Source organism: Bradyrhizobium sp. SBR1B, from assembly GCF_014198205.1.
Taxonomy (GTDB): domain Bacteria; phylum Pseudomonadota; class Alphaproteobacteria; order Rhizobiales; family Xanthobacteraceae; genus Bradyrhizobium.
Window position 1 is genome coordinate 1 of the sequence record NZ_JACIHC010000031.1, and the last position, 23,535, is coordinate 23,535.

A 23,535-nucleotide genomic window follows, 5' to 3' on the forward strand; every position below is an offset into this window, starting at 1 on the left:
TCGCCCATTGGGCATCAGTCAAAACGAATCGGTTCATTCCAAGCTTGAATCACAATCAAGCGGGAATGAGAATCCTGAATCCAAACAGACCCTAGCGCAACTACCAGGAAAGGGCGAAAGTCTCACAGGCATCCCACCCGAACCGGCTGGTACACCGCGACGCCCATTGGAACGAGGGCACGAAATCACCATCGGCCCTTTGCCACGTGCCCACGGCAGTAACCAGCATTATTGAGGATTAGGTTGAGGCGTCATCATCTTAACCGACAACGATGAGAATCTGGAGGAGGTTTCCGCGCGCTTCACTAGGGCAACGGGCCGACCTGTATGGCGCAACCTGACCGAAATCCTAGTCATAGTGGGGCGTGCGCCACTACGTCTTGGCTGACGCGCGGAATTTTTCAGCGTTCTCCGCGGCCACAGCTAAGGATCGAGATAACTCACGTGCCTGCCCCACCGTCACCTGGAGGTGTACGCCGACGACGCTCGCGATGGCAATGGAGATTTCATCATCTATCTGCTCAACTATGATGGCAGCCGACTTGTCGATCTTGATCTCGGCAATACGCCCAATGATAACATCCTGTTCATTCGCCATCACGACACGGCGTCCATTTGTGGTCGGCTCGGCTGGAGGTGGAGCGGCGGGACCCTATCCGTAGAATCAAATCAAAAGGCGGATAGCAAAGAGCGCCCCGCACCTACCACTGCCGGCATGGCTATCGCGAAAGCTATTCTAGCGGCTTGGATGGCGGTCTCTTGGCGTTAATTCGAGGGTGGCGATCTTGGTGGGCAGATTCACATGCTTCCTCCCCTTACGAGTGACAGTCGCGAGTGGCATTATCGCCGAAGGCGACCTGCGACGCACCTACCAGGATAGTGGGTATTATGAAGATTTACCGGCCTTGTGTGGCAATACCATCCGCTCAATCCTGCCTTTTGACCTACTGAAGGAATATACCGGCGGGACAATTTGCCTTACACAATCGTCTTTACACAACGCCTCCACCCCAGCCACTGACCGTCCTTTCTGCGGCGAGCGGCCACAGGCCTACCATGGTCTTTGCACCATTACAGCCATCTCCACCGTTGAGGCCAGCAGTGCCATTCAAGGCCCGGAAAGCTACGGGTCCAACCGCGAAATCGCGATCGGCCACAAACGGTAGTCGTCCGGAATTCCCTCAACCTGAGGATGGCTCTACAAAGGCATCGCGACGCTTGTTGAGTTTCGGAATAATGTGGGAAGCGCCAACAAGAATAACGGAGAATGAGGGATATGAGCCTGGAGCGCCAGTACCGAGAGCTAAAGCATTTGCAGGAAAAGGTCCGTCAACGGGAACGGAAGAATTGGTCCCGGCGCTCGCTCGAAAGGCAGTCGGTGTGGCGAGAGGTTCTTCTCTCAATTCCGGGACACGTCGCCTCCGAGCCATGCCTGGTGCGGGATCTATCCAGTAGAGGCGCTGGCATTCAGCTTAACGGACTCACGCTTCTGCCGACGGAGTTTTCGATTTCTTTCGATGGGTTTCGCACCACCTCTCCTTGTAGCCTCATCTGGCGACAGGGAGACTTCATCGGGGTGGCGTTCCAAGACACGGGCCGATATCCAGCCCTTGCGGAACCAAATACGAAGCCTGTTTTGCGGTAGTAGCGCCTTGCGTCAGCTTCCAGGCACCGAGAAAATGAGTAGTTGCTAAATTGCGCAAGTTGAGATGAAGACGCCCCCCTGGCTGGAGGCAAAGCCCCAGAGGCCGGCTATGCCAAAGACCATAGCGTTCGATTGCCGAGCACCTCAGGGAGCTCCACGACAAGCGCATCTTGCTTGACGAGCTTGAAGAATGACTTAGTGCTTCGCCGCCGTATGCATACGATGAAGGCGCCAATTGGCACATGCACGTGAGAGTCGGGCTTGCCAAAATACCTCCCGGCCCGGGGCGGGCGTACGCACGTCTTCCGCTGGGGGAACGAACACTGGTGCTACACAACACGGACAAAAAGACACTCAAGTCGTCTTATGGGTCTTTCGGAAAGACGCCTTGGCGACTGCTGGCGCAAATTGCGCTAATTAAGGCCGCATTCGCCCGATGAGCCACAGCTCGACTGCGGCTTTGTGCGTCCATTTCCGCGCCAATTTTCCTCGCGTTTTCTGGCCGTTTTCTAGCTGGTTCGCGGCGCAATCAAAGGCCGAAAGGAAAGCGCGAGATATGCGCAAGGTGCGCGGTCCCGCGATCCCGGGCCGCCTCGGCCTTCCCAAAGTACCTTTGATGGCCCTCGGCGGCCTCGCGGGTCGATCGACCCACGTCGCGGGCCATCCCTTGCGCTCGGCATCAGAGACCACGCGCTGCCGATCCCAGCCGAGCATGTAGCTGAGGATGGGGTGCGTTCGGATCACGCGGCTTGTCGGTCCTAGAACACAGCAGCGTGGAAGTGCGGCGCATCGATCACGATCATCGGCCGTGCCCTTGTCGGCGCGGTTCTCGTCTAATCCGACGAGCTCGATCTTGAGCCTTGGTCCCGGTAGCCGAATGTAGTGCACCGGCTGCGCTGGCTGTTGGCATTGAGACCATTGTCAGCAACTTGACGCCGGACGCCGCGACGAGTGCCTGCAGAGCTCGCGAATTCACTTCGGCACGCGACTTGCTCTCTTTGCCGCATCATCACTAATCGCAGTGCGATGGTCTTCGGGACGGACTCGGCGCGCGTCACTGTTAGCGTCTGATCCGCCCCGACGGTTTTGCTGCGCGATAACTTAAGGGCGCTCGGTCGTGGACCGAGAAAATACAGGGACGTGTTGGATGCGATCTGGAGTTCTTCTTTTGGGAGCCGCGACAATTGCGCTCGTCGCAACGGGTGCAACGAATGCGGCAGACCTCGAGCCAGGAGTGAAACTGCCGCCGGCGGTGTGGTACTGGTCCGGAGGCTATATTGGCGGGCACGTCGGCGGTGGCTACGGCCGGACCTTCTTCAGCAATCCTTACGGTCCCTCGATCTATGGCGATGTCGTCGACACCCCAGTGTTCCTCGCCGGTGGCCAGATCGGCTACAATTGGCAGAAGAACGGCTGGGTGTTTGGCGTCGAACTCGAGGCCAGCGGTGCTATCTCCGATGGCACCAATACTTGCTTCGCGGCGTCCGGCTTTATCTTGAGCGCAAACTGCAAGGCAGGCCCCAACGTATTTGCCACTGGGACCGGTCGCATCGGCTACTCGTTTGGCGCGCTGGGCCGCACGCTGGTCTATCTTAAGGGAGGCGTCGCTTGGCAAAACAACCGGGCCGACGTCATCAACCGCTTCCAAGGCGGCTGGTCACAGGAGAAAGCCCATTTCGACTATGGTCGCCTTGGTGCCACCATCGGGCTGGGCGTCGAGCAAGCGCTTACGCCCGCATGGTCGGTGAAAGCTGAGTATGACTATCTGCATTTCGGCGGACCGAGCGTCGCAACGCCTCCGACGGTGCAGGACCCGCCGTTCGCAATTCTTCCGGAGAACACAACGGGCCTGTCCAGCAACTATCACATCGGAAAGATTGGGTTGAACTACCATTTTGGCGCCGACCCGTGGACGGCGCAATGGTCCGATGCACCGCCGTACGCGAAAGCACGCGCTGGCGTGGCACCGATTGCTTACACGGCCGGTTGGTCGTTCGAAGGCGGATCGCGACTCTGGCTCAGCCGGGGACGATTCCAATGGGACGCCAGCGCCCTCGGTGCTGGCGGTCTTGAAGACCCCAGCATCCTCATATCGAGGCTCACCTATCACGGGCTGGACGGACTGTCCGGGGAATTATTTGGCCGTCTTGACAGCCCGTGGGGAGTGTTCCTGAAGAGCAACATTGGCACCGGACGCTTCAACAAAGGAAACATGAACGATGAAGATTGGGTCGTCCCGCCCTATCTCAACACGATATCAGGCCAGGCAAACGGAAGGTTCACCTATTACACGACCGATGCCGGTTACGATTTCCTGCGCGGCGCCAACTACAAGATCGGGGGATTTATCGGTTGGACGTACTACGAACAAAGCTCCGACTCGACGGGCTGTGTACAGATCGCCAACCCAATCGGTACATGCTTGTCGCCCGGCGACGACAGGGTCATGGGCAGCCAGAATACACAGTGGAATGCACCTCGTGTCGGCCTGAGCGCCGAAACCATGCTGACCGAGCGTTGGCGTTTGAGCACGGACGTGGCTTACTTACCCTGGACCGATTTCAAAGGCCGTGACAATCATCTTTTGCGCTGGGACACCACCTTCGTTGAACAACGGGGCAATGGTGGCGGCGGCGTCCAGGTCGAAGGCGTGCTGTCCTACTTCATCACCAAGAACTTCAGCGTCGGCGTCGGCGGGCGCTATTGGGCAATGTGGACCCAAAGGGACAGCCATTTGAGATGCATAGGCTGTGGTGGTCCGGGAACCATCAGCGGTATTCAGTTTTCGAAGTACAGCATGGAGCGGTGGGGTACGTTCTTTCAGGCGTCCTATAGGTTCGATTGAAAAGATCACACCTCCAGCCAAGCTCCAGGCCTTTTCGATGCTAAGAAATGCCGCGCATCGAGTAAGGTTCATTCGCCGAGCGCCTCATGCGCCAGCACAATGTTAGCGCCAACACGATCGCCTCCTACAGGGGCGCGTTCCGGCTGCTGTTCATGTTCGCACAGGTGCAGCTGCGGAAGCCCCATCGGCCCTGACGCTCACCGATTTGGACGCAACGTTCATGGGCGCGTTCCTAACCGATCTCGAAGTAAAGCGCGGCGCCAGCGCGAAGACGCGTAACCTGCGTCTGACCGCCATCCGATCCGTCTTCAGGTTCGTGTTTCTTCGAGGAGCCGGCACACAGTGCGCTGATCCAGCGCGTGCTCGCCATGCCGACTACCCGACGCCATCGGCGACCCAACTCATCCAGAACATGAAAATATGCGCCTCTGGGGGCCGAACAGTTCGATCCCAACGTCGTCGACCGGAAGACGCTCGAGGCCGCCGTCAACGCATTGCCCGGAATTTGGAAGCCGCGGCGTCGCGCCACGCGGCTCAAATAGACGTCAAGCGTCGATCAAAAAGGGCCGCAGAGCTACGCTTACGCTTGAGCGTGAGTTTGCCGCGCTCCATTCGCCGATTGGACGGCCGTCGATCCAGCCGGAGAAACTGCTTCGGGCGATGCTGTTGCCGACGTTTTATTCCAAACGCTTGGAGCGGCTTCTGATGGAGAATAATTGTAGGCCACCTTTTCATCGAAGACCTTGTTGGGGATTCCCACGTGATAAGCTCGTGGAAATTCAGGCATGCGTGCACAGTCTTGGCCGACTGGAATGTGTTGCGGCTGATCACGCTATGGCTGCAAGCACCAGTCGAGGAGCGAGATAGCAACGGGAAATGGCGCATGAGCGGCGGTAAGAGCAACGAGCCTTGCACGCCGCAGGGGGGTGTCGCCAGCCCGCTGCTCTCCGTCATCTACATGAATCGGTTCCCGAAGCATTAGCGTCTCAGCGCTCGGCGTGAAGCATTCCGTGCCCACGTCATCTCCTATGGCGACGAATTCGTCATTCTCAGCCGCGGCCACGCGGAGAAGGCACTGACGTGGGCGAGAGCGTTGTTGACCAAGCTCGGGTTGAGCCTCGCCGTCACGAATTTCCCTAAGCATCTTGCCCTGATCAATTAACCCGCTCACGACCACCACGTGTTCGTCGCATGTTTGAAACAGCTTTACGATCACACTGTCGGCCTTGCGCTGAAGTTGTCCCGCTGCATACCCTCGGGTTCGTGGCGCGGTGTCGCGTTGATGCGGGCTCAGTTTCCTCTCCCTGCTCATCAAACCAGACGTGCAGTGTTCTCGCATCCGGCTTTTCGACAGGCTTCATCACGAGGCCCACGTCGGCGACACTTTGCGCACGCGGTTCAGCACAAGCACGCCAGGACTCCCATAGATATCACGAGAGAGCCGTCTGACGCCACGGCTGGGCGCATTGTGGCGCCTGCGCAGAAAGGCGAGCACGCGGTTCGGGACACAAGATCTTCCCGTATCTCCTGCGCCATTTGATGGACCCACCGAATCAAGTGTGGGCGGCCGATATCACCTATATGCCGACCGGCCAGGGCTTTCTTGCGGATTCCGATGATCTCGCCCGGGGCGCGAGGCGTTCTGGCTGTTTGGTTTCTGGCATCGGTGAAGCCGCGGGGTCAACCTTGAATCGCGGCTCGAGGCCCTTCTTGGTCTGCTGTTGGTCTGCTGTGATGGGGTTGTCTAATCGCTGCTGAAAGGTCAACCATATGATCTTGTTGAAGTGCTTGCCGGGTGCGCGGTTGTCTTCGCGGTCGACAGTAGCCGCCGCATGATGGAGCTTCGCTGGACGAGCCTTCAATGTGGACGACGCACTTTGCTGAGTCAGCGGTGCAACCCCATCAGCGGAATGGCTCGGCTCACGTCCCAGCAAGGGAACACCTCAAGCGTACAGCTTCAGAACGCTAATCGGATTCACGCCACGGCTCCGGCTTTCGGATTGAACAGCTCGCCAGTCTTAAGCATTGTATGCATTATCACTGCTAGCTTGCGCGCCACAGCCACGGCAGCTCTTTTGAAGCCGATTCTTTTCCGGAGTTGCAAACCTCACGTGCGCAACGTGCTTTCGCTTGAGCTGCGCGTGAGAATGACCGTCGCTGCTTCGTACAGAAGCCCTCGTAAAATGACGGTCGCCACGTCGGGATATATGGCCGTCATAATCGACTTCTCCGGATTGATAGCGGCGCGTCGTCAGGCCGATCCACGCACCAACAGATCGGGATTTCTTAAAGTTGTCCGGCTCCTCAATGGCCGTGGCAAAGGCGGTTGCGGTGATCACACCGATGCCGGGAATGGACATCAGGATGCGGCAAGCCTGGCTCTGTCGCGCGTCGCGGACCAACTGGCGTCCGAGTTCGGCGGCGCGGATTCGAATGCCACGCCAGGCTTCCAACATCGGAAGCACGATCGATGCAAGTCCGTCTTGATCGACAAGAAGGCTCCGGACGTTCTTCTCGAAGGTGCTTCCCTTTCCGGCTGGAACGACCAGACCGAGGGTTTTCATGACACCGCGGATCTGGTTGGAAAGCTCGGTAGCGATTCGGACGAGCCGCGTGCGCGCCGCCACAAAGCGTGCGGGTCAGCATACTGTCGAATCCCTTCACTCGCACCTCACGAAAGAACCCGACTTCCTAGCTGGGCCAGCCCATCGGCATCGTTCGCGTCCGTCTTGTTCGCCGCCATATCGAGTGCCGCTTTAGCATGGCGCGCATCGATGCAGATCGCCGGCAATCCTTCCGTGCGCAGAGAATGATAGAACCATACGGACAGCGTCCGGTCTCGAACACCACTCGTTTTACGGCCGGCGCCCGCTTGCGGATGAGTTCGGCGATGATTCTGGGATCCGATGCGCACTTGCCGCGCCAGATTCGTTCACCCGATCGACGGATTGAGACTGCCGTCTCTTTCATCGACACGTAGAGACCGATATACTCGTCCATGGCTGTTCTCCACTCGATGCTTTGGGCCCGGCGTCCAGTCGTGAGCCCGTATTTCCATCCTATCGGGGAACAGCCGCCCTCCAAGTCTTGTGATTGGTTGTAGGGCAGCGCGCTCCTGCGATTACCCCATGTGGACGCCCCCTCGACGGCATCGATGTGCCAAAGTGAAGGGTGTTGAACAGCCATCACGAGAGAGGAGAGAGGAAGCGTCCGTGAACGAAGTTAGCGCGATTGGACTAGATTTAGCGAAGTATGTCTTTCAGGCCCATGGAGCCGATGCCACCGGAAAGGTCGTTTTTCGCAAACAGCTGCGCCGGAATAAGCTGCTGGCATTCTCAATCCGTTGCTCAACTTTACTCAACTCTTAGACTTCATTGAGACATTGGTGGCTATTATAAATCCTCGCGGCGGGTCGGTTCGCGTCGGGATCGCTGTGCAGGAGAGATTGCGCAACTTCACGGGACTTGGTGCCCCTCCGCATCGGTACCCAGCAGACGCAGATAAGTTAAGGCGTATTCAGGAAAGGCAAAGATGCCCTCGGCAGCTCATCAGTGACGTCATCAGCTCTAAGCGGTTGTTCGATGCCGATCCTGGTCCTCGACCCCGCGGCCACTTTCCGCCTGTTGTCAATTCTCAGCGATCGAATCTAATAGCGGGTTATAGCCAGTGATTTGCCGCCCGCGCTCATGGCATGCTTTGCACATGAAAGCTCGTACACTTGTGGCTTGGAATGTGCGTCGGATTCGGCTTAGCCGCGGTTTTTCGCAAGAGAAATTGGCTTATGAGGCCGGCATTGACCGCTCCTACTTGGCCAGTCTTGAACGGCAATCAAAAAATCCGACAATCGATCTGCTCGGGCGCATCGCTGAGACCCTGGACGTTCAGCTGTCCGAATTCTTCGTTCGTCCTTCCAAAGGTGGGACGGCCAACAGCTTTCCCAAAGGTCGCAAGCCGGCGGGATTGCGTCGTGGCAAGGGATAGACGTCAACGTCATTGAAAGCCTCTGGTTTTAACTACCCGACTTTGCGCGTGCATTCGGACTTCAGTCTCTGCGCAGCCGCACATTTCGTGGCCCCGGCACGCTCCTAAAAGGTGGTAATAGTCCATGCGAAACCTGATCATCGAAGCCTTAGACAACGTCATCCGCCGCGAGATCGCGGAAGCGGACGACGTTCGCAAGGAAATCGCCCAGCGCGGCGCCTATTGGGCCGGCGACGAGATATGGAAGCTGCGCCGCCAAGTCGCCGCGCTGCGCAAGCGTATCGCCGAGCTTGAATAAACCGATCGTGATCTCAGCAGACCGCGAGTATCGCCTCGATGCCCTTCAGAACCGTGGCTTCGCCTCAACCATTGACGGTAGCCGCAAGTGTGCCCGGGCCGCGTGGCGCGCCTTTCTTGTTCAAGGCAGCTTCGATGAAGCGTGGCGAGTTGCCGCCTTCAACAGCTTCTTCATCTGCGGTGTTAGACTCACGAAGGCTGATCCTTGCCGACGCATTCGATGAGGAAGCGTGACAGCGCTTCGAATGTGTCAAATCGGCTTATGGTGCGGCCCTTGTAGACTTCCTTGGAGAACCAGAACATGCGACGACTGAAAGTGAGCCACGCCGAGGGCATCAAGACATAGTCGAAGATCGCTTCGTTCTTCTCGTCCAGCCGAACCGCGACAACCCATCCCTTCGGCCACCTCACGCGGTATTGCAGCGTCCAGCGCAAGGGCCGGTTTTCATAGTTGCGGCATCTCGCGACCCGAAAGACGACATTTACGGCATTATCGATTCGAAGACATTCAGTCGAAGCATTGAGGGTGGCACGGCGACCAAGTCTCTCGAAGGCGAGCTGCATTGTTAAGCTGAAGGGCGGCCCATCGTTGGTGCGCGGCGTATTTGTCAAACCATCCTTGATTGCCGTTGTACCCGATAAGACGATAGATGTTCCGCAGCGCGCCGAAATGCAGAAGATACGAGGACATGGACGGCAGGCCTGGACTGAATTGATGATCGTCTTACTATGCCTGCCTTTCTTCATCAGGACCTTACGAAGCCGAAGCAACATTTCCTCTTCGGGAATGCTGACGCGCCCCTCACCCATAATCTTTTGTGCTCGCCGGAATACTTCGCGATCCACGATAGGCTCGATGGCATTCTCTTTTCTGATCCAGAGCTCCCTTGGGTTACGCGTGACCTTGGCGCCAAGTTTCTTGCTTTTGCGATTGTAGGTCAGAACGCCGATATAAGCTTCGTTCCGGAGGAGGTCACCGACAGCCTTTCCATGCCACGGTCTTCCCTGGCTATTCAAGATCCCTCGCTGGTTGAGCTCTCGGGCAATGGCGGCCTGCGATTTGTGAGGGAGATACTCGTGGAGAATCCAATTCACGATCTCGACTTGATCGGGCGCGCCGGGCATGAGCTTGACATGATCTGTAAGCAAAGATTTACGCTGGCCGATCGTTAAAATGCCCTTCGGCCTGCATTGATCGTCGACGAGACGTCGTTGCAACGCGTAAGCCGTAGGGCCGCCCATTTTGAAGCCGCGATGCGTCAGTCGGACTGACCCTGCGAAAACTTTGGCGGAGAGTTCCGACTGAACTCAGCCGCCATCACTCTCTTAATATTCGTCATGATGCGAGAAGGCTACCGTCATTGTCGAATTGCTCCGCGCACAATAAGCAACCTTGACGCCCGCCTTGCGGCAGATGAACTCGTAGTGCGCGCTCTCGTCAACGTCCTGAAAGCGTCCCCACCGGCTCACGTCGAAGACAAGCAGATGAGCGAAGTCAGCGCGTCCCGATTGCACGTCTTCAACCAGTTCGGTAAGGCCCCCCCGGTTTTCGATTTTGAGGCCGCTTTCTCCCTCGTCACGATAGGTGCGGACGATGGTTAGCTTGTGAAGTTCGGCGTAGGTCGCGATGACCACTGCCCTGATTCTCAATCGAGTATTGCTGGTAATCCGTCGACATGCGGACATACTGCGCCGCCCGTAGCGCTTTTTGCGACCGAGGCAGACGTTTCGCGTGTACAACAAGGGCGTTGCCCATGTTGCCTCCCCGCGGCGATATCACGCCGCGCCGTATTGCGCATCGCAAACCATTTAGGCGCATCATCAAGTCCGCGCCAGCGGAAAGTGTATTCAGAAAGAGTCAACTGCTGTGTCGTATTTCTTGAAAACACGAAGCGACCTGCAGAGGAGTGCGGGCTTGCGCTTTTGGGCCCCGTAGCCGACATGTCCGGCGCAGCTCTTTCGTCCGCTTCTGACGGGGCAACCAGCAGGATATCGTCGTTGTCCTTATCGATGATGTTGAACGCGTCACCCATAAGACCGTGGCGATCGCCACGTCGACCTTCTTCTCCTTATTGCCGGCATTCTTGTTGTTGTAGACGTGGGTCTTTAAGCCGGCCTTGTCAACCATCTTCCAGAATGAGTCGCTTCGGAGGAGGTGGGCCCCACAGTTTGGCAACGGTCTCCTCCCCGCCGACGTATTTGTACAGCTTTCAGTAGTCGAGCATCCAACCGCTATCCATAACGCCGTTTCTCATGGCTTCGGGATGTTCTTCAACCTGCCCTTTTTGACGGCCGATACGCGGGAGCCTTCGCTGTAGAGGTTGGAATTGACGCATAGGTATAGGTGGTCATGCGGGCTCTTCTCCTCTTCTCCAAAGAGGATCGTGAAAGAAATATTCAAAATAATGATGAGTGGCTGCGTCTCGCGTACGCGCTTATCGAGCTCGTTGGAGTTCCTCCTGGCTTTAAGGTCACGTCGGGAATGCAGGTCAATGTGTTGAGCGCCGAGCGTCGGCGGCGACGGAGTTACGACGAGAAGGTCCGCCTTGTCGAAGAGACCTTGCAGCCCGGCGAGACGGTCTGCGTGGTGGCACGCCGGCACGGGGTGGCTCATAGCCTGGCTGTTCACCTGGCGTCGACAAACGCGCCAGGGGCGAGTGGGCGGAGATGCTCAGCCTGCTCTTATTTCCGTCGAGATCACACCTGTAGTGGGCTCCGATCTCGAGCGGCGCACCACAACTGGCCTTCACCGCCTGCGCAGCGTGGCCGAAGGGCTGGAATCATCGAGATTGATCTCAGGGCGGTTGGACAGCTGCCGGGTTGTCATGAGGTCATTCGATCCGATCGACCGGCCTCCCTTGAGTGACGGCAGAAGAAGCTTCACCGAACCGTGAGCTCCCAGATGATGCGAATGTGCCCCCCTTCAATCGATCGTCGGAAAATATGCATGTTTCTAACGCGCAGCTTACTGTCATCGATCACGTTCAGGACGCGCCCAATATCTCCCTGATCAGAAAAGACGACATACATTAGACCATCAGCCTTGAGCCAAATATGCGCTTCCCCCAGAGCTGCGGCCATGGCGCTGTGACCTTCGTCAAAGCAAGAGCGCTCCAGGTCGTCCTTTGCTTTTCGGTTCCAGTACGGGGCGGCAAACAGAATAAGGTCGAACTGTTCTTTAGGCTGTAGCGCAGAATAAATGTCACTGAGGCGCACTTCTGCGTGATCGGAATAACCTAACCGCTCGATGTTTGTCTTCGTGGTGAGAACGGCTTGCGGATTAATGTCGAGAGCCACCAGGCGTTCTGCCCCAGCGCGGAGTGCCCCCAGCCCCAGCACGCCTGATCCGCATCCGAGATCCAATATTGTCGCTCCAGATTGGATGTGCCACTTCGATATCAAGGCGTCGGGAGCGTGACTCAGGCGTGGCGACAGAACGCCAGGGAGAATGTGCAACAGCATACCGCACACCTCCACATCGTGCGGGTGTTCGCACGACCGGAGGTCAGCGATCATTGCGTCTACATCGGACGTTTGGCGCCGCGGCGATACAGCTAGGGTGCAGTCATTTCAACTCTCCAGTTCGCTAGCGCGCGCTTTGCCTGATCCTCGTCCCATCGGATCAATGGATCGCCCTATTGGGCGAGTACGGTAGCTGTCGCACGCTCGGTACTCTGCACAGGGTCCGTTTTAGAGACGCTGCGAGCATGGCTTTCCTATCCTGTCTGAATGCGCGTCGCTCCTTCGCTGACTATCGTCGCCTCCTAGCAACGCCGTGCCATCGGCATTCAAAGCGCGCTTGGCTTCTGATTGTCCTTGAAGAACGGCTGCCGGCAGGCTCTGGCGTGTTCTGCCGCTCCAGCGAGCGTGTCGGCGCCGATGTCGCAAACCCAACACCGTACAACCGAGTTGGTGTACGAATGGCTTCGTGTCGCAGCTCTTCTCACGGTAGGTTTGGGCATAAATCAGAAGTTGCGATCTGAAAACTGACGTTTCGAAGAAAGCTCGTCGTGACGGGCAAGACTTCGCTCAATTCGCGGTTTTGATGTTCCCAAATGACTATCTAGCTGATCTAAGGTTTGGAATCGGCTCGCAAATTTGGCTCTGACCTAAGTTTGGTGCAGCGCCGACTATTCAGAACCGATTAGCCTAGCCTGAAGCAGATCTATTTTACCGCGCCCGTACATTCGTACATTTGACTCGGACGAGCTTGAGGCACGTGATCTGACCTTCTGTCTGGCCGTTGGATCATGGTGAAGTGATTGCCGGCCGTACCGCCGCCTCATCCTTCGCGACTCCGCTGGGCAAACGAGGCAACGAGATTGGCACCGGCGCGCTCGATCCATAGGTGGCACCCCAATGGTCAACTTTACACGCCGATCGGGCAAGAACGGTTTCAGCGCTATATCGTTTTCGAGAATGCCCGATGTGCATGACCGCCCGTGCGCAAGAATGAAGCAGACGCCGGAGCCCGCCAGGCTCCTGCTTGATGATGCGACGCAAAAATCGTTTCATCGTTGTTGCGCGCCGATGGAGAGAATGACTTTGCGGCGCGCCACCTTCGAAATTCCATTTCATTGACGATGCGGCGACCGGGCCGCATGATTTGCGCATCGCATCAAGGCCGCGCGTAACGCGTTGGCGAAAAACATTCTCTCAACGCGGCTCCCTACGGAACATGCGCAGCGCGAAGCGCTGCGCCGACGGCGGAGCCACGCCAACTCAGGAGCGGCGGGGCTGATGGGCAACGACAACAAGCACGACGGATCGGGTCTCGACCGGCGTCATCTGCTCCGGGCGGGGCTTGCGGCTGCCTTCGCCGCGCCGCTCGGCGCGTTGGGCGCGCAGGCGTTCGTGCCGCAAGCACCCGCGTCCGGCATCGATTTCTCCGAATTCCCGCTGTGCCGGACGGCTGCGGATGGCCCGGTGCTGTCAGGCCCGCCGCGCAAGTTGAAGCTGTCGTGGAATGCCGGCGCAGTCTGCCTCGCGCCGCTCCCGGTCGCCATCGAGCACGGCTTCTTTCAGAAGCAGAATCTGGATGTCGAACTCGTCAATTATTACGGCTCGACTGACCAGCTGCTCGAGGCGATCGCGACCGGAAAGAGCGATGCCGGTCTCGGCATGGCGCTGCGCTGGCTGAAGCCACTGGAGCAGGGCTTTGACGTCAAGAGTGCCGCCGGCACCCATGGCGGCTGCATGCGCGTGCTGAGCCGCGCCGATTCCGGTGTTGCGAAGCTCGCCGATCTCAGGGGCAAGATGGTCGCGGTCGGCGACCTCGCCGGGCCCGACAAGAACTTCTTCTCGATCCAGCTCGCCAAGCTCGGCATCGATCCGAACAAGGATGTCGACTGGCGCGCATATCCCGGCAATCTGCTCGATGTTGCTGTCCAGAAGGGCGAGGTGCAGGCCTTCCTGTCGTCCGATCCGCTGGCCTATCTCTGGCTGAAAGACACCCAGTACAGGGAGGTCGCCTCCAACCTCGACGGCGACTATCGCGACAAGAGCTGCTGCATCGTCGGCTTGCGCGGCTCGCAGGTTCGCGAAGAGCCTCACGTGGCGCGCGCGATCACGCAGGCGCTGCTCGACGCCGCGGTGTTCACCTCGCAGAACCCGGCTGTCGCGGCCAAGTCGTTCCAGCCCTATGCACCGAAGGCCGCAACGCTGGCCGATATCGAAGGCATGGTGCGCTACCACACGCACCATCATCATCCCACCGGTGAAGTGCTGAAGCGCGAGCTGAAGGCCTATGCCGACAATCTCAAGAGCGTGCAGGTCTTCAAGCAGAGCGCTGACACGACCAAATTCGCGGAGCGCATCTAAGTCGACGTATTCTCTGTCTGACGGGTTGGCCTCCGGCGCGCCGCGGCTCTCGCGCACGCCGCTGCTTACGCATTGGTTTCTGGAATCCGGCCCGGGCATCCTCGCCAGCGCCGCCTGGATCATCTTCGGTCTCTCCTGCCTGTGGTGGGAGGACGTCGGCGACTGGTCGCGCACGCATTCGCTCGGCATCGTCGCCTTCGTCATCGCGGCGATTGCCTTGTTCGGCACGGTCGGCGCCGACTACCTCGGTTCGGCCGGCCGTGCGCTCCGCCAGCGCGCGCCCTGGCTGGTTGCGCTCGGAGCTTTCCTGACCTTGTGGGAACTCGCCCGCAAAATTCGCCTGGCTGCCGCTACCGTTGTTCCCGCCGCCGCAATCGATCATCGAGGTCTACACCGACGATCTGCCAAAACTGCTCGACAGCGTGTTCGCTTCGGTCAAGCTTCAGCTCGGCGGCTACATCATCGGCGCCACGGTCGGCTTCCTCACCGGCGTCTCGATCGGCTGGTCGCGTGCGGTCGGCTATTGGGTGCATCCGGTGCTGCGATTCATCGGCCCGCTGCCGGCGACGGCCTGGCTGCCGATCGCGTTCTTCACCTTCCCGTCGAGCTGGAGCGCCTCGACCTTTCTGATTGCTCTCGCCACCGGCTTCCCCGTCACGGTGCTGACCTGGTCCGGTGTCGCGAGCGTCAGCAGCGCCTATTACGATTTCGCGCGCACGTTGGGGGCAAAGCCGTCCTTCCTGGTGTTGAAGGTCGCGATCCCCGCAGCGCTGCCGCATGTCTTCGTCGGGCTGTTCATGGGGCTCGGCGTCCTTTGCCGTGCTCGTCGTCGCCGAGATGATCGGCGTCAAGGCCGGGCTCGGCTGGTATCTGCAATGGGCACAGGGCTGGGCTGCCTATGCCAACATGTATGCGGCGCTGATCGTGATGTCGCTGCTCTGCTCCGGCGCGATCACGCTGCTGTTTGCGATCCGCGACCGCCTGCTGGTCTGGCAGAAGGGGACCGTGAAATGTAGCCGCTCTCACTGAGGCGATCACGCGTCCCGCCGCCGGCGCGGCGCTCGACATCGAGCAGGTTAGCCACGCCTTCGACGTCGACGGCGCCGATTTGCCGGTGCTCAGCGATGTCAGCATTGCCGTCGAGCCCGGCGAGTTCGTCGCGCTGCTCGGCCGGTCCGGTTGCAACAAGTCGACCTTGCTGCGGTTCGTCGCGGGCCTCGACAAGCCCAGGCAGTCTGCGTGAGGACGAAGTCCGCATCACCCGACCGCATCCGTCGCGCGTCGTCGTGTTCCAGGATCCGACGCTGTTTCCGTGGCGCACGGTCTGGGACAATGTCGCGCTTGGGCTGGAGGCGCAGGGCTTTTTGAAGAGCCAGCGGCACCGCGTCGATGCCGCGCTTGATCTCGTCGGTCTCTCGGACTTCCGTACCGCCTATCCGCATCAGCTCTCGGGGGCATGGCGCAGAGCGTGGCGCTGGCGCGCGCGCTTGTCAACGATCCCAAGATCCTGATCCTGGACGAGCCATTGGGCAAACTGGGCTCGCTGACCCGCATCACCATGCAGGCCGAGCTGGTGTCGCTCTGGCAGCGCAAGGGCTTTACCACGCTGCTTGTCACGCATGACGCCGAGGAAGCGCTGGTGCTCGCCAACCGCGTCATCGTGTTCAGCGATCGTCCCGCGCGGGTGAAGGCCGACATCCGCGTCAACAGGCCCTATCCGCGTCATCGCGGCGACCCGTATCTGGCCGATCTGCGCCGTCAGATTCTTGGCCTGTTGGGATTGGATGAGACATGGTGACTTCCGCAGCCCAGGGACGGGTGGCGCACAGCGAGGCCGACTACATCGCGCGCGCCGAGACGCTTGCGCCGAGCTTTGCCGCGCGCGCGGCCGAGCATGACCGCACCGGCAGCTTTCCCTTCGAAAATTTTCGCGAGCTGTCCGAGGCTTGCCTGCTGTCACTGACGGTGCCGGCTGCGCTCGGCGGCCCCGGGGCGGGCGCCAGATATGCTGCGCGTGTGCTCGGAATCATCGGCAAGGCCGATCCGTCGACCGCGTTGGTGCTGTCGATGCACTACATCAATCATCTGGTGATGGCGCGGAGCCTGACCTGGCCGGTGCGGCTGTCGCGTAAGCTCGCGCGCGAGACGGTCGAAGGTCTCGCGCTGATCAACGCCCTGCGGGTCGAGCCTGAGCTGGGTTCGCCTGCGCGCGGCGGCCTCCCGGCGACGATCGCACGCCGGACCGAAACCGGCTGGCGCCTGACCGGGCACAAGATCTATTCGACGGGATCGCCGATCCTGAAATGGTACCTGGTCTGGGCCCGGACCGACGAGACCGAGCCGCGCGTCGGCAATTTCTGGTGCCGGCGGGCCTGCCGGGCACGCGCATCGTCGAGACCTGGGATCACCACCGCTTGCGCGCCAGCGGCAGCCACGACGTCATCTTCGATGATGTCGTGATCTCGCTTGAAGCCCAGGTCGATGTCCGCAAGCCCGCGGACTGGAATGCGCGCGACGTTAGGCAGGCGGCCGTGCATACCGTCTTCGTTGCGGTGATCTACGACGGCGTCGCCCGCGCCGCGCGCGACTGGTTCGTCCAGTTCCTGAAGCAGCGTGTTCCCGCGAGCCTCGGCGCGCCGCTTGCGACCTGCCGCGCGCACAGGAAATCCTCGGTGCCATCGAGGCCAGGCTCGCGGTCAATGCCTGGTTGCTCGATACATTCTCTCGCGATTTCGACGACGGTGTCGATCTCTTCACCGGCGAATCCAACGTCGTCAAGCTGACGGTCACCAACAATGCCGTCGCCGTGGTCGAGGATGCGCTGTCGCTGACCGGGAATCACGGGCTGTCCCGCAGCAATCCGCTGGAGCGGCACTATCGGGATGTGCTTTGCGGACGCGTGCGTACGCTGCAGGACACCACGCGCGCCGGCCTCGGCCGCGCCGCATTGGGCCTCTAGCTTTCAGAGACCATCATGTCGGTCGAGTTCATCGGCTTTATCGCAAACAGCAACGCTTCCGAGACCATCGTGCGCCAGGGGCCGGTGCTCGATTCGCACCATATCGAGACGGTGGCGAAGGCCACGAGCTCGCGGGCTTCGACCGCCCGCTGCTAGCGTTCCATTCGACCTCGCCGGACGCGCTGCAAATCACCCAGCACGTGCTCACCATCACCAAGGACCTCAAGGTGCTGATCGCGCAGCGGCCGGGTTTTACGGCGCCGACGTTGCTGGCCGCCAGCTCGCCACGCTCGACCAGCTCTATGGCGGCCGCGTCTCGCTCCACGTCATCACGGGGGGCAACGCCATAGAGCTCAGGCAGGACGGCAACACGCTCGACGACAAGGACGAGCGCTACGCCCGTACCAGCGAATTCCTCGACATCTTACGTCTGGAATGGACCAGCGAGAAGCCGTTCAACTAAGAACGGCTTTTCGCAGGTGAAGCCGTTGCAGAAGGGCGGCATCTACACCTTCGTCGGCGGCGGCTCCGACGCCGCGATCGAAGTTTCGGGCAAACATGCCGACACCTTTGCGCTGTGGGGCGAGCCTTACGCCCAGGTGCGCGACGTCACCACGCGGGTGCGCGCTGCGGCGGCAAAGCATGGACGGCCTGGCCCGCGTTTCAGTCTGTCGGTGCGGCCGATCCTTGCCGATACCGAGGAGAAGGCCTGGAAGAAGGCCGAAGGGATTCTCGAGCGCGCCACCGCCTTGCAGGACCAGACCGGCTATCGCCGGCCCAATCACGCGACGAGGGCGCCAAGCGGCTGCTGGCGGCGGTCGACCAGGGCGCGCGCATCGACAAGCGGCTGTGGACCGAGATTGCAAAGCTTACCGGCGCGAACAGCAACACCACTGCGCTCGTCGGAACGCCCGAGCAGGTCGCCGAGGTTTTTGCCGACTATTACGATCTCGGCGTCAGCCACTTCCTGATCCGCGGCTTCGATCCGCTTCCCGATGCCATCCACTATGGCCGCGAGCTGATACCGCTGACGCGCGCGACCAGCAGCGGGGGATCGCGGCGGAATGATCCGGATCATCATAGCTGCAGCGCTCGCATTTGCGGGCGCTGATCTCGCGGCCGCGCAGACAACGCTCCGCGTCGGCGACCAGAAGGGCAATGCGCAGGCGGTGATGGAGGCCGCGGGCGTGCTCAAGGATGTTCCTTACAAGATCGAGTGGAAGGAATTTCCGGCGGCAGCACCACTGCTGGAAGCGCTCAGCGCCGGTGCGATCGAGACCGGGCTCGTTGGGGACTCGCCCTTCACCTTCGCCGCCGCCTCCGGCGCGCCGGTGAAGGCGATCGCCGCGATCCGACAGACCGGCGAGGGGGCTCGCGATCCTCGTGCCCCAAAACTCTCCGATCAAGAGTTTTGCCGATCTACGGGCTAACAAGATCGCGGCCGGCCGCGGCTCGATCGGCCATCAGCTGATCCTGGCCGCGCTCGAAACGAACGGCTGGGCTGCGAGCGACGTGCAGATCGCGTTCCTGGCACCGTCGGACGCCAAGATCGCCCACACGCAAGGCTCGGTCGATGCGTGGTCGACCTGGGAGCCTTACGTCAGCCAGGAGGAGGTGCTGTTCAAATCGCGCAGCATCATCACCTCGGATGGCCTGACGCCGGGCCTGAGCTTTCAGGTGGCGCGGCCGGATGCGATCCGCGACAAGCGCGCCGAGCTGACCGACTTCGTCCGCCGCCTCGCCGCGGCGCGGGCGTGGTCGCTGAACAACATCGACAGCTATGCCGCGACTTGGGGCAGGTTGATGAACATCCCGACAACAGTGCCGCAGAACTGGCTCTCGCGAGCAAGTATCCGGATCGAGCCGATCGATGACAGCGTGGTTGCAGACGAGCAGAGCACGATCGATCTTTATTTGCGCTGGCGCCTGATCAAGCAGAAGCTGAATGCGGCCGAGCTCGTGGACCGCTCCTTTTGAATCCATTCAATTTAAGCAGCCGGTCGCCTTGTTCTTTCGCTGTGGAAAATCCGGCGCCCAGACCGGGCCGCGGCTTCCGGCCTCCGCTCCGTCTGGAGAGATTAGGCCGACAAATCGATGATCGCCTTCGCATCGCGCCGCCGCAAGGCGAACGACGAAGTCCTTGGCTCGTTCAATGCCGCTGACTGTGCTGTGAGCCGCGGCCCGCAAGCGTCAACTGCAGCCGCTTACCCGTCGGAGAGGGTAACGCCGCAGGCGAGACCGACCTAGCCTTTCTGCCGGACTGCTGTCTTGCAGCATTCTCCTCCCAGTGCTGGCGCAGTGCTGTGGGCCGTCCGCACCAAGCAGATGCGAGTCGACGTTCAAATGGAAGTCGAACCGGAGCTAAGGATCGCCGGCAATGAGGGCCAGTTGCACCAGGTGACCGTCAATCTCGTGGAGAATTGCCATTGACGCCATGCGCGACCCGGAGAAGCCGCGGCTCGTTGTGGCAGCCGTCCGGAATGGCGATGAAATCCTCTGTCCGACAACGGCCCCGGTATCGACAAGGACCACATCGGCAATACTTTCGAGCCGTTCTTCACTACTAAGCGGGTCGGGGAGGGGACAGGACTCGGCCTCTGGATCAGTCATGGCATCGTGCGCGGGCGCGGTGGCGAGCTCACGGCAACCGATAGAGCAAAGGGGGCGACGTTCTCCTTCAGCGTTCTTTTCCGGTCGGCTTCACGCACGGGGTCTCTGACACGTTTTCTAGCAAATCTTTCACATGGAGCTGCCGCAAACACGAATGACGAGGACCTTCTGGCTCATTCAACGGCGCTGGCCGCGAACCGTGACCCGGACGCGTCGACCGCAGCCTCAAGCAAGGCTCGCTCAGATCTTCCTCCAGCTCAACATTTCTCCTCATCTGCTCGAAGTAATGAGCGAGGAAATTCTCGCTGCGAGCGAGGAGGAGGTGCTGCAGACATCCGCTCTGCAAGGATGGATTATCGCCAGCATCGCCCACGAGGTCGGACAGGTGATCCCGTTACTTGCTCCAGTTTGGTTGATAGCGCAGCAGGGTGCGCCGCATGCAAGGCTGCCAACTACGGATTTCCGGCTTGCTTGCCGCAGCGGCAGTAGCCGCATTCTCGTGTAGAAACCGGACATTCGGCTGGAGCCAAGAATCCGAGAAGGCCCGATCTCGTTGGGATCGGACCGGCGCCTGTGGGATGAGGTTCGCCTCTGCCGACTTGGACAACCTGTGACAATGCGCGCACCAGCATCCGGAACAAAGCGAGTCCACTTCGAATTCTATCGCGGGCGTATACCAGGCTTGCCGATCTCCGGAAACATGAACTCGATACCAGCCTGGGTAAGTACGCGCTGAATGGTCTCCAACCCCACCTCGGGTGAGCTTATCGGCCCATCGATCTGCTCATAGCGTCGAATGGTCGTCGGTGAGATCTTGGCTCTCTCGGCAAGGTCCTTCACGGACCATGCAAGCATTCCACGCGCCCCTCTTATCTGAGTTCCCGTCAATTGCTTGGGTCGAGCCGAATTGGGCGAATAGCGCTTCTCGATCTCAATGTCGGTGGACAGGCCGACCAACTCCATCGGCTCGCCTCTGCGGCTGAACACCTGGACGATGATCGTGCGCGCCCATCGATAGGAGTTATCGCGCTGGCGAATGCGATGATCGAACCGGAGCGGAGACCTTGAGAGAGCTGCTTGGCGCCATAGCCCTTCAACAGAAGCCCGCTCATCTGGGTGAAACATGTTCATCCAGTGCTCCGTTTGACGGCCGACGGGCCGTTCGGCGACCGTGTCATCGGACCTCGATATCTTGGTAATTCTTCCATCTTTGTCGCCGAACCAAACGATACCTTGAGCTGCGCGGACCAGAGCCTCGTATTGACCAGTCATAATGTCTAGGGCCTGAAGCGACTCGTGCTGTTTCGTTACGTCGAAGGATATGCCGATCGATTTGACCGGGTGGCCATCGGGGTCCAGAAGCAGTTCGGAGTGCGTCGCGACCCAGCGAATGCGTCCATTCGGACGGATGATCCGAAACTCCCATTCCGCAGGCAGGCCTTCGTTGAGAGTCCGGTTGACGGCTTCGGAGAGAGGGCGGTCCTCCGGGTGCACCATTTGCGAGAGAACGGTAGATGACGGCTTGGTGGATTCAGGTTCAATACCGAGCAGGGCAAAGAAACCGTGAGACCACTGCATATCGCCGCTTGCGAGATCCCAGCTCCATATCCCCGCGTGAAGTTTTTCTTCGATGAAGCGAAGAGTTTCCCGGGCGCCGAGGTCTCCGTCGAACAATATGAGCATTTGGTAACCAGATCGCAGATTGCGCTCTCACACACTTCTGCTAGGTGAAGAAATCCAACTTAAAATCTATTTCAATTTGCCGAAACTGATTCGGTAACGCTAGTCGCGCGCCGCAACTTCGTAAATGGAATGCGGCCCCGCCCCACAGCAAATTTGGTCGATCGGCTAATCATAAGCCACAAAATTTTGCGCGCCGGCGTCGGTATTATTACGGCGACAGACGGAGAATTTGGTCAGTCGATCATTTTTCCCATTAATTCTTCATTTACCCTCGCTCAACCCGCCCGGCCTAGAATTTCAGCATAGTGCAATCCATTTTCTTCAAGGGGCAAAACAGATGGCAGGAGAGAGCACGATCCAGGAACGGCTTCGCTTCAACATGATAGATCAGGCGACGACCGCCATATTGCGTGACGCGAAGTCTTTCATCCTCGCCGAGATGCCGGCGATACTGGATATGTTTTACAATCATGTCGGGGGCTTCGCGGAGACTGCCAAGTTCTTCAGGAGTCGCGATCACATGATGCATGCCAAAAAAATGCAGCTTCAGCATTGGGCGATCATTATGGGCGGCCGGTTCGACGACACCTACGAAGCATCCGTCACCAGGATAGGCGAGGTCCACAACAAGCTCGGCCTAGAACCGCGCTGGTATATCGGCGGCTACAACGCCCTTGTTTCGGGGCTGATCAACTCCATAGCCGATCGCATGCCCGTCGCCAGATTCGATCGCGGCGGGGCTAAGAAGAAGGCGGACCTACAAAGGGCCGTCATCAAGGCCTCCATGCTCGATATGGACCTTGCGATCGCAGTCTATATCGAGGCAGGACGCCGCGACCGACGTTCGGTGCTGGAACAACTGGCCCGTGATTTCGAAAAGACCATCGGGGGTGTCGTCAATATAGTCGCATCGGCCGCTACCGAATTGCAGGCCGCGGCACAGACCATGACGTCCTCGGCGAACGATGCCGCATCCCAGTCGCTTGCGGTTGATGCCGCGTCAAAGGATGCATCGTCCAACGTTCAATCGGTTGCGGCCGCGACGGAGGAATTGACCGGCTCCATTCGGGAGATATCCCGTCAGGTCAACGAATCTGCTCGCACCTCGACCGAAGCTGCGCGCGATGCGGACCAAACTGCCGAAAAAATGCGTCGACTCTCGGAAGGTGCGCAGAAAATAGGGACGGTGATCGACCTCATCAACAACATAGCAGGACAGACAAATCTGCTGGCGCTGAATGCGACCATAGAAGCTGCGCGTGCCGGGGAGGCGGGCCGCGGCTTTGCGGTCGTGGCTTCCGAAGTGAAGTCGCTCGCCGAGCAGACGGCCAAGGCGACTGCTGAAATTGCGGGCCAGATCGGTGATATCCAAGGTGCGACGATGGAATCGGTTGCGGCCATCAGCGCAATAACGAGCGTCATCAAGAGCATGAACGATATCTCCACCGCAATCGCCGCCGCCGTCGAGCAACAGGGGTCTGCGACGAACGAGATCTCACGTAGTGTTCAACTGGCCGCGAAGAGCACCGGCCAGGTTTCAAATAACATTTCAAAAATCACACAATCGTCGGGGGAAACCGGCGCTGCTGCCTCGCAGGTTTTGACTGCGGCTTCGGAACTTTCCTGTCAATCCGAGCAACTTCGCGCAGAAGTCGATAAATTTCTTATGACGGTGAAGGCCGCTTAGAATATGAG

The 23,535-nt window shown here is 59.5% G+C and carries 17 protein-coding genes and 9 pseudogenes; 18 read left to right on the forward strand and 8 right to left on the reverse strand.

The features are described from left to right. A partial coding sequence (locus GGD61_RS40265; RefSeq protein WP_210311332.1) for a hypothetical protein occupies positions 1-235 on the forward strand: 235 nt, incomplete at its 5' end. A gap of 138 nt (positions 236-373) precedes the next feature. On the opposite strand, the gene GGD61_RS37610 is transcribed toward GGD61_RS40265, so the two are convergent. Further along, positions 374-598, reverse strand: a complete 225-nt coding sequence (locus GGD61_RS37610; RefSeq protein ID WP_183232265.1) for a hypothetical protein — start codon at positions 596-598, stop codon at positions 374-376. 2,194 nt (positions 599-2,792) lie between these two features. Between GGD61_RS37610 and GGD61_RS37615 the strand changes: the two genes are divergently transcribed. Together GGD61_RS37615 and GGD61_RS37625 are read left to right on the forward strand one after the other, a co-directional pair. Further along, positions 2,793-4,490, forward strand: a complete 1,698-nt coding sequence (locus tag GGD61_RS37615; protein ID WP_183232247.1) for an outer membrane beta-barrel protein — start codon at positions 2,793-2,795, stop codon at positions 4,488-4,490. 579 nt (positions 4,491-5,069) lie between these two features. Next, a pseudogene (locus GGD61_RS37625) lies at positions 5,070-5,201 on the forward strand (IS5/IS1182 family transposase); the annotation flags it as partial. A gap of 1,264 nt (positions 5,202-6,465) precedes the next feature. Here the strand turns inward: GGD61_RS37625 and GGD61_RS37630 are convergent. Further along, positions 6,466-7,490 (reverse strand): annotated as a pseudogene (locus tag GGD61_RS37630) (IS110 family transposase). A gap of 212 nt (positions 7,491-7,702) precedes the next feature. Here GGD61_RS37630 and GGD61_RS40930 point away from each other — a divergent pair. The 3 genes and pseudogenes from GGD61_RS40930 to GGD61_RS37640 all read left to right on the forward strand — a co-directional run. Beyond that, positions 7,703-7,825, forward strand: a pseudogene (locus tag GGD61_RS40930) (IS110 family transposase); the annotation flags it as partial. Positions 7,826-8,192: 367 nt separating this feature from the next. Beyond that, positions 8,193-8,471: a helix-turn-helix domain-containing protein gene (locus GGD61_RS37635; protein WP_183232248.1), complete on the forward strand. Its 279-nt coding sequence runs from the start codon at positions 8,193-8,195 to the stop codon at positions 8,469-8,471. A gap of 124 nt (positions 8,472-8,595) precedes the next feature. Continuing rightward, on the forward strand, positions 8,596-8,769 hold the full coding sequence (locus GGD61_RS37640) for a hypothetical protein (RefSeq protein WP_183232249.1): 174 nt from the start codon (positions 8,596-8,598) through the stop codon (positions 8,767-8,769). Positions 8,770-8,957: 188 nt separating this feature from the next. Here the strand turns inward: GGD61_RS37640 and GGD61_RS37645 are convergent, their stop codons facing one another. From GGD61_RS37645 to GGD61_RS41745, 4 genes are all read right to left on the reverse strand, one after another. Next, the gene (locus GGD61_RS37645) at positions 8,958-10,010 is read right to left on the reverse strand and encodes a recombinase family protein (protein WP_246786151.1); all 1,053 of its coding nucleotides are present in this window, start codon (positions 10,008-10,010) and stop codon (positions 8,958-8,960) included. A gap of 84 nt (positions 10,011-10,094) precedes the next feature. Continuing rightward, the gene (locus GGD61_RS40935; RefSeq protein ID WP_312012793.1) at positions 10,095-10,403 is read right to left on the reverse strand and encodes a recombinase family protein; all 309 of its coding nucleotides are present in this window, start codon (positions 10,401-10,403) and stop codon (positions 10,095-10,097) included. 11 nt (positions 10,404-10,414) lie between these two features. Beyond that, positions 10,415-10,801, reverse strand: coding sequence for a hypothetical protein (locus GGD61_RS37650; RefSeq protein ID WP_183232270.1), 387 nt, complete (start codon positions 10,799-10,801; stop codon positions 10,415-10,417). Positions 10,802-11,019: 218 nt separating this feature from the next. Next, on the reverse strand, positions 11,020-11,382 hold the full coding sequence (locus GGD61_RS41745; RefSeq protein ID WP_409362493.1) for a hypothetical protein: 363 nt from the start codon (positions 11,380-11,382) through the stop codon (positions 11,020-11,022). Here GGD61_RS41745 and GGD61_RS41750 point away from each other — a divergent pair. Next, positions 11,263-11,634 (forward strand): transposase, encoded by a 372-nt coding sequence (locus tag GGD61_RS41750; protein ID WP_409362492.1) that lies wholly within the window; start codon positions 11,263-11,265, stop codon positions 11,632-11,634. The genes GGD61_RS41745 and GGD61_RS41750 overlap by 120 nt on opposite strands. A 14-nt stretch (positions 11,635-11,648) precedes the next feature. On the opposite strand, the gene GGD61_RS37660 is transcribed toward GGD61_RS41750, so the two are convergent. Then, positions 11,649-12,230 (reverse strand): 50S ribosomal protein L11 methyltransferase, encoded by a 582-nt coding sequence (locus GGD61_RS37660; RefSeq protein ID WP_246786153.1) that lies wholly within the window; start codon positions 12,228-12,230, stop codon positions 11,649-11,651. A gap of 1,278 nt (positions 12,231-13,508) precedes the next feature. On the opposite strand from GGD61_RS37660, the gene GGD61_RS37665 reads away from it, so the two are divergent. The 10 genes and pseudogenes from GGD61_RS37665 (at position 13,509) to GGD61_RS40950 (ending at position 20,662) form a co-directional block, all read left to right on the forward strand. Then, positions 13,509-14,588, forward strand: coding sequence for an ABC transporter substrate-binding protein (locus GGD61_RS37665; RefSeq protein ID WP_183232252.1), 1,080 nt, complete (start codon positions 13,509-13,511; stop codon positions 14,586-14,588). Then, a pseudogene (locus tag GGD61_RS37670) lies at positions 14,557-15,617 on the forward strand (ABC transporter permease). The gene GGD61_RS37665 and the pseudogene GGD61_RS37670 overlap by 32 nt, the downstream one beginning before the upstream one ends. Before the next feature lie 4 nt (positions 15,618-15,621). Next, positions 15,622-16,386 (forward strand): annotated as a pseudogene (locus tag GGD61_RS37675) (ABC transporter ATP-binding protein). Further along, positions 16,380-17,547, forward strand: a pseudogene (locus GGD61_RS37680) (acyl-CoA dehydrogenase family protein). Before GGD61_RS37675 ends, GGD61_RS37680 begins: the two co-directional pseudogenes overlap by 7 nt. Positions 17,548-17,562: 15 nt before the next feature. Further along, a complete protein-coding gene (locus tag GGD61_RS41755; protein WP_409362489.1) occupies positions 17,563-17,703 on the forward strand; it encodes a hypothetical protein in 141 nt (46 codons plus the stop codon). Next, positions 17,648-18,230: pseudogene (locus tag GGD61_RS41760) on the forward strand (LLM class flavin-dependent oxidoreductase); the annotation flags it as partial. The gene GGD61_RS41755 and the pseudogene GGD61_RS41760, both read left to right, overlap by 56 nt. Next, a complete protein-coding gene (locus GGD61_RS41765; RefSeq protein ID WP_409362490.1) occupies positions 18,125-18,658 on the forward strand; it encodes an LLM class flavin-dependent oxidoreductase in 534 nt (177 codons plus the stop codon). The pseudogene GGD61_RS41760 and the gene GGD61_RS41765, both read left to right, overlap by 106 nt. After that, a pseudogene (locus tag GGD61_RS37690) lies at positions 18,612-19,524 on the forward strand (ABC transporter substrate-binding protein). The gene GGD61_RS41765 and the pseudogene GGD61_RS37690 overlap by 47 nt, the downstream one beginning before the upstream one ends. Before the next feature lie 519 nt (positions 19,525-20,043). Next, a pseudogene (locus GGD61_RS41770) lies at positions 20,044-20,220 on the forward strand (ATP-binding protein); the annotation flags it as partial. Between the two features lie 70 nt (positions 20,221-20,290). After that, positions 20,291-20,662 carry a hypothetical protein gene (locus GGD61_RS40950; RefSeq protein ID WP_246786154.1) on the forward strand — a complete coding sequence of 124 codons (372 nt, stop codon included), beginning with the start codon at positions 20,291-20,293 and terminating at the stop codon, positions 20,660-20,662. A gap of 155 nt (positions 20,663-20,817) precedes the next feature. Here the strand turns inward: GGD61_RS40950 and GGD61_RS37700 are convergent, their stop codons facing one another. Then, the gene (locus GGD61_RS37700) at positions 20,818-21,840 is read right to left on the reverse strand and encodes a PAS domain-containing protein (protein WP_183232253.1); all 1,023 of its coding nucleotides are present in this window, start codon (positions 21,838-21,840) and stop codon (positions 20,818-20,820) included. Positions 21,841-22,177: 337 nt separating this feature from the next. On the opposite strand from GGD61_RS37700, the gene GGD61_RS37705 reads away from it, so the two are divergent. Further along, on the forward strand, positions 22,178-23,527 hold the full coding sequence (locus GGD61_RS37705; RefSeq protein ID WP_183232254.1) for a globin-coupled sensor protein: 1,350 nt from the start codon (positions 22,178-22,180) through the stop codon (positions 23,525-23,527). The last annotated feature ends 8 nt before the right edge of the window (positions 23,528-23,535 follow it).